General features: G+C 61.5%; 4 protein-coding genes and 1 pseudogene. 2 read left to right on the top strand and 3 right to left on the bottom strand.

Going from position 1 to position 3,279, the window contains the following annotated elements; translation table 11 throughout:
- Positions 1 to 504: 504 nt before the first annotated feature.
- The 3 genes from NZN28_RS14105 to crcB all read right to left on the bottom strand — a co-directional run bounded on the left by NZN28_RS14105 (position 505) and on the right by crcB (position 1,936).
- Complete coding sequence (locus NZN28_RS14105; RefSeq protein WP_295399218.1) at positions 505 to 1,098, bottom strand: sulfite oxidase-like oxidoreductase; 594 nt, start codon at positions 1,096 to 1,098, stop codon at positions 505 to 507.
- Positions 1,099 to 1,232: 134 nt separating this feature from the next.
- The gene (locus NZN28_RS14100) at positions 1,233 to 1,565 is read right to left on the bottom strand and encodes a DUF190 domain-containing protein (RefSeq protein ID WP_295399216.1); all 333 of its coding nucleotides are present in this window, start codon (positions 1,563 to 1,565) and stop codon (positions 1,233 to 1,235) included.
- Positions 1,562 to 1,936 carry a fluoride efflux transporter CrcB gene (gene crcB, locus NZN28_RS14095; protein ID WP_295399215.1) on the bottom strand — a complete coding sequence of 125 codons (375 nt, stop codon included), beginning with the start codon at positions 1,934 to 1,936 and terminating at the stop codon, positions 1,562 to 1,564. The genes NZN28_RS14100 and crcB overlap by 4 nt, the downstream gene beginning before the upstream one ends.
- A gap of 80 nt (positions 1,937 to 2,016) precedes the next feature.
- Here crcB and NZN28_RS14090 point away from each other — a divergent pair, with 80 nt between their 5' ends.
- Both NZN28_RS14090 and NZN28_RS14085 read left to right on the top strand, forming a co-directional pair.
- Positions 2,017 to 2,526: a DUF4384 domain-containing protein gene (locus NZN28_RS14090; protein ID WP_295399213.1), complete on the top strand. Its 510-nt coding sequence runs from the start codon at positions 2,017 to 2,019 to the stop codon at positions 2,524 to 2,526.
- Positions 2,523 to 3,279, top strand: a pseudogene (locus NZN28_RS14085) (hypothetical protein); the annotation flags it as partial. The gene NZN28_RS14090 and the pseudogene NZN28_RS14085, both read left to right, overlap by 4 nt.

Genomic DNA, 3,279 nt, shown 5'->3' with positions numbered 1-3,279 from the left:
CATAATGGGTATTTTTTTGGAATCGCTTCCGCATCGTTTGAAAGGGCACTCAAGGCATCGGTTCTGTTCGGGGGGGTGCGTTCGCTATGGTTTTTTTGTGGGGTGAGTGGTGCGTAACGCCACCTGTAACAGCGGCAAGGGCTGGGTAAACCTGGCTGGGTTTGGGGTTGCTGGTGGCCTGGTCACAATCAATGCTTTGTCGCATAAAAGCCCGTGCAACCACACCCGCACGGTAAGCGAGTTTGGTTAATCCTGGCCTGGCCTCGCTCTCCCAACCTTGTAGGGAAGGCCCGGTGGGGTGGCTCCTGGCCCTGCACGCCACCATCAGATGGGGATCTGGTTTGATACCCGCTCTACGTGGTCAGGAGGGGCTTGAAGGCCATCGCTCCTGGGAGTCCTGTGGGCGTAGATGAGTATCTTTGGTGTACAGACGGGCAGGGAGGGCGTTTTCCGGCGACTTCCTTCGGGGGCCTTGGTAACTTTGGAAACCTGGTTGCCAGGACGCTAATCGCTGAAGCGCTCCTCTTTCCAGGGGTCGCCCCGGCGGTGGTAGCCGTTGACCTCCCAGAAACCGAGTTCTTCTCTGTCCAAAAACTGAAGCCCGCGAACCCACTTGGCGCTTTTCCAGGCGTACAGGTGGGGCACCACCAGGCGCAAGGGGCCGCCGTGGTCGCGCGGGAGGGGCTGGCCGAAGAGGGTGTGGGCCAGCAGGTTTTGCTCTCGGAGAAAATCGTCCAGGGTGAGGTTGGTGGTGTAGCCACCGTAGCAGTGGACAAGCACCGCCCGCGCCTGGGGCTTGAGCCTGACCTGCTGCATCAGGTCTGGGATGCGAATGCCGCCCCACTGGACATCGAGCTTGCTCCAGCGGGTCACGCAGTGGAAGTCGGCGGTCAGGTGGGACTGTGGCAGGTTTTGCAGGTCGGCCCAGCTCAGGGTTTTGGGTTCTTCTACCTGGCCGTAGATTTCCAGGCGCACCTCCTCCGGGCGCAGGCTGGGGGTGGGGCCGTAGGTGAGCACCGGGAATTTTTCGGTGAGCACCTGGCCGGGGGGCACGCGCTCGGTGTCCTGGTTCTTGGGCGTGAAGAAGCGGCCAAACATAGCCGCAGGATAGGGCTTATCCCAGGCAAGCCGGGTAAGCGGGGGCACAAAAGTTTGGGCCGGAGGGCAACTATAGGTGGCTGCCTGGAGGGACACGGGCGTTTATGCGTGGGGGCGCGCTGCGCCGGTGCAGCCTACCGCGAACGGTACTGGATGACCTCGACTTTTTCCATGGTGATGAGCCCCTCCTGCACCATCTGGTCGAGGGTGGGCATGAAGGCCTGGATTTTTGCCTCGCTGTCCACAATTTCGATGCAGATGGGCAGGTCTTCGGAAAGTTGCAGAATTTTGGCGGTGTGGATGCGGGAGTGGGCGCCAAAGCCCATGAAGCCTTTGAAGACGGTGGCTCCGGCCAGGCCCGCTTTTTTGGCCTCGAGCACAATCGCTTCGTACAGGGGCCGCCCCTGCCACCTGTCCGACTCGCCCAGAAAAATTCGCACCAGTTTGGCTTCCCCTTGTAGCTTCACAACAACCTCCCGGCCCAGCGGTAGGCCAAAAAGACCAGCCCGAACCCCAGCATTACGCTCCCCACCACATACAAAAAAGCCTTGAGCCACTCCCCCTGTTGCACCAGGGTGAGGGTTTCCCAGCTAAAGGTGGAAAAGGTGGTGTAGCCGCCCAGCACGCCCACCGCCAGAAACAGCCGCCACTCCGGGCTCAAGGCCCCTTCCAGGCTCAGCCGCAGCACCACGCCGATAAAAAAACTTCCGGTCAGATTAATGAGAAAGGTGCTCCAGGGAAACCCCGGCCCAGCCAGGCCCTGCACCCAGGCCCCCAGCCCATAGCGCACCATCGCGCCAATGGCCCCGCCCAGCATGACCAGCAAATAGCGCTCCACCCTGCTAAGTATCTTCCCTAAAGCCTCCCTTAATCCAGTCCTCTGTAATGCTCTCAGCAAAGGCGGGGTAGACTTGGAGGATGAGATTTTTGAGCCTGGTCGTTGGGTTGCTCTTGCTAGCGGGTTGTGCGCCCCAAACCGGGGTGAGCGAGGATCAGCGCCGCGAGTGGGGCTTGCAGCCCATCATCTCCGGCTTTGTGCCCGACCGGGGCGAGGGCGGCAAATACAAGCTGCGTGAGCGGGTTTTCTTTAGCTTTACCCTGAGCAGGCCCGGCTACGTGACGCTGGTCACCATGGACTCTGACTCCACCACGGTGGTGCTCGAGCGCAACGTGCAACTACCCGCAGGGCAGCACACCTTCCCCCTGGCCACCGACCGCAACGCCCAGGGCCAGGCCACCTACCTGGTGGTGCCGCCTTTGGGGCCTTCGCGCTTCAGGCTCCTGTACACCAGCACCCCGGTTGGCAACCGCGAGCTTTTCCGGGGCCAGCTGAGCAACGAGGCCTTCAACCGCCACACCCAGGCCTTCCTGAGCGAGGCGGCGGTGCGCGACGTGGCCGAGACCTGGATGGAGGCGGTACCCCAATGAAAGCGCAGGTTTTGCTCGCGCTGGCCTTCCCTATGCTGGCAGGCTGTGGCCTCTTGTCCCCTCAAAACAGCCTGGAATTGAAGCCCAATGCCGTGGTCTTGCCCGAGGATGAGGTGGATTCGGCCACCGCCACCGACATGAACGTACAAACCGACAAAAACCTGACCGCAGGCCAGATTGTCATCAGCGATGAGGGCGAGGGCCTGGTGCGCCGAATTACCGAAGTCACCCAGACCGGCGCGGGTATGGTGGGGGGCCAGGCGGTGCGAAAGTTCTACCTCAAAACCGAGAATGCAGCCCTCGAGGACGCCATCGCCTCAGGCAATGTGACCCTCGAGACCGACCTGACCATCGGCGAGGCCAGCATGGTGCAGGCCCTGGATGGGGTGAGCGTGCAGGACTTCACCGGCAGGATTAACCTGAGCAACGTGAAGTTCGATATTCCGGGGGTTCCAGGGGGAAGCATCACCCTGAACGGCTTTATCGAACAAACCCTCAAGCCAAACTTCAACCTCAAAATCAGCAGCGGCAGCATTGAGGTGTTCCGGGCCGGGATGAGCGGCGCCCTCAAAGCCCAGGTGACTGCCACCATCCAGGCCAACGCCAGCTACAGCCCCTTCAGCCTGAGCAAGGAGCTGGCTTCCTGGAACATCAAACGGGCCTTTTTGGTGGGCAGCGTGCCGGTGGTGGTGGTCTTGCAGCCCAAGCTGATTGCCGGGGTGAGCAGCAACGCCAGCGGCAAGGTGACGGTCT

Source organism: Meiothermus sp., assembly GCF_025056915.1.
Classification (GTDB): Bacteria; Deinococcota; Deinococci; order Deinococcales; family Thermaceae; genus Meiothermus.
This window is presented reverse-complemented; position numbering and strand designations above follow the sequence as displayed.

What these genes read in the sequence shown, in the direction of transcription:
- NZN28_RS14090 (WP_295399213.1), top strand. Translation starts at nt 2,017, where the DNA reads ATGAGATTTTTGAGCCTGGTCGTTGGGTTGCTCTTGCTAGCGGGTTGT.
- NZN28_RS14105 (WP_295399218.1), bottom strand. Translation starts at nt 1,098, where the DNA reads ATGTTTGGCCGCTTCTTCACGCCCAAGAACCAGGACACCGAGCGCGTG.